The 2,703-nt window shown below is 38.5% G+C and carries 3 protein-coding genes; all 3 read right to left on the bottom strand.

Going from position 1 to position 2,703, the window contains the following annotated elements; genetic code table 11:
• The coding region (gene lepB, locus AC1DPQ_RS23905; RefSeq protein ID WP_477611092.1) for a signal peptidase I at positions 1 to 763 on the bottom strand (763 nt) is incomplete at its 3' end.
• 67 nt (positions 764 to 830) lie between these two features.
• Complete coding sequence (locus tag AC1DPQ_RS23900) at positions 831 to 1,976, bottom strand: glycosyltransferase family 2 protein (protein ID WP_477611091.1); 1,146 nt, start codon at positions 1,974 to 1,976, stop codon at positions 831 to 833.
• A 43-nt stretch (positions 1,977 to 2,019) separates the two neighbouring features.
• The coding region (locus tag AC1DPQ_RS23895; RefSeq protein ID WP_477611090.1) for a hypothetical protein at positions 2,020 to 2,703 on the bottom strand (684 nt) is incomplete at its 5' end.

The raw sequence follows: 2,703 nt of genomic DNA, 5'->3' as shown, positions 1-2,703 counted from the left end.
ATGCTATGTTCTCTGTATTGAGCCTAATAACCTGTCCCTTTTCAGGAATAATGACAGGACCAAAATTTTCTCTTGTGTACTTATAGGTTGGATAACCGAACAGGTCTGGTCCACCTCCGCCCCTTTCGAGGTCATCAATCTGAACCATTACCACATCCTTCGATTTCGACAACCTATCATAGGTTTCATTAGTCATTGAAATATGATATTCGTCGTCTGTCTTCCATAATATACTTTTAGTATCTAACCCAAATTGATTCAATAGGCCACTTAAGTCTACATTAGGTTTTTTGGTGAGCTTATAAGAAAACTTAACTGATTCCGGCTCCTGCCTTGGTTTTCCGTTTATGTATAGGCTATTGTGTTCAATAAACAAAGTATCGCCAGGTAACCCAATACAGCGCTTGATCAAACGGTCTTGTTGCCTAATGTCATCAAAGACAACAATATCGTTTCTCTTGATCTTATCCAAACCAGGTATCCGATAATACTCCCATCTGGTATTTTGTGTCCAATTCCGAAAGCCAAACAGGTAGGAAAATACTTGCAGAAAAGGGACCTCTTTAGGGCCATTTGGTAACTTAGCGCCAAAAGCCACCTTATTAACAAGAATAAGATTGCCTGGAAAAAGTGTATTTTCCATACTGATGGAATCTACCTTGTAAAATTCAAGGCAGAAAACCCGAACGAATACCACAGAGAGGCAGATCATCAACAGATAAGCGGTTTTAATTATGATCTCTTTAATTCTTGCTCTATACATTTAACAATAAATTGGTCAGTTTGAGTATTCAAGTTTTCTATTTAAGTCCGACAAATAGTTTTGATGTTCACTCTTTTAATCTTGCATTTAGGATACTTAAGAAAAAACTATTAAAAACAACTTGTATCCCCAATAAAGAACTGGTCACAGCCGGAACGAGAATCTTGGCGATGTGATTTGTCGCTAGACTTTGATTAAATGGAATGCTGCTAAATCGAAGGGAATATACGGTGAGCATTATCCCTATTAAAAACATCCCCCCGCCGCCCAGAATGCAGATATTAAGGTGGTCATTTATATTTTGAAAAAATTTAGCTCCCGTATTGCTATAAATTCCTGTAGAATCTCTCCGTATGGTTGAAAAAAAATAAAAAAATACAGATTGGAAGCCAATGATACTAAGTATGGAAAGGTATGAAACACCTCCCAGATCGAGATTAACTATCCCAAATCTGACCGCTCCTATAAAAATCCCTGAAGCCGATAATAGGCCTATCAAAAGAAAAAGCAGTCCGGGATATAGAAACAGCCACTTTGGACTATGTACCAATAAAAAACACAAATGCCGCCAGCCATCCCTCCAGGTATTTAAATGCGGATCCCGTGATCTTCCATCACAATAAAGTTTTATCGGAACTTCAGAAACCTTCAGATTATTGATCGCTGATTTAACGATCATCTCTGAGGCGAATTCCATACCAGAAGTCGATAGCCCAAGTTCGATAATCGAACTCTTATTCATGCCTCTTAAACCACAATGAAAATCCTTTACGGGTGTTTTGAAGAACAGGCGCCCCAAAAATGACAGAACCGGATTTCCCAGATACCGATGCAGAAAAGGCATTGCATTTTTTTGGATTCCTCCCTTAAACCTGTTGCCAACAACCAGATCATCACCATTTCTCAGATTCGTAATAAAGGGCATCAAATCACTAAAATCGTAGCTATCATCTGAATCCCCCATAATAATGAACCTGCCTTTCGAATTGAATATCCCAGCCCTCAAGGTGTTCCCATAACCTTTTTCTTTTACATCAATAACTCTTGCACCTAGATTATTGGCTATCAGTCTTGACCGGTCGGTACTGCCATTATCTGCAATTAGTATCTCAGCATTGAGATTGTGTGCTTCAATTGAGCGCAATGCCTTAACGATGCATTTTGAGAGGGTTTCTTCCTCGTTTAAACAGGGCATTAAAATTGTAAGTTCCAAATCGTTGATTTAAGAGAGTTAATAGAGTTATATATAGTTGTTGTTAATTTTTATCTGACGGTTTCTTCCAATTTCCCATGACGTACAAAAATATTGGGAGAGGCATAAGCCAAACGACCCGGCTTTGATACCGGGGAAACACACCTGAAAAGGTTCCACAGATCCAAGCATTAACAAGTACGGCAGAAAGAATGTATACAGCTAGCAATTTATACCGTACTGCTATCTTATCAGAGCAAAATGTCACCAGATATAGAAAAAAACATGACGCAAATACCAGGTTTTGAAGGAAGTTGATAACCGTAAAATCCAGTTTCTGCTCGCTCTGTTTAGAATGCATAAAATTTTGGAAATCGCTGTAATGATAATCTCTAACAGCGCGATTTACACGTCTCCAGGGCTTTGCGGCTTCGCCGGTTTCAAATGTTGCAAGTTGCTTCAATGTTAGAACCAAAGAGCTAAATACAAATGTTTTCAGATATTTTGGAGTTGTCAAAATATCTTTTAAAATAGCGGTATACTCTTTTTCACTGCCCTTCCAGCCCCCCATCTTGCGCATCGGGCTTTTTGAATCCCACAGAAAATTATTCGGGATGGAGTCCTTGTACTTGCATAATTCATAACTTTTATTCCCACATTGCTCATTTAAATATTTATCGACAATTCCCATCTCAACAACATTTCCCATTAAAAATATTACTCCACCACGACTGGACTTAAATTCGCC

The organism is Pedobacter sp. 01T416_2 (assembly GCF_056398925.1).
Note: the sequence above shows the minus strand (reverse complement) of the source record. Positions and strands in the feature narration are given on the sequence as shown.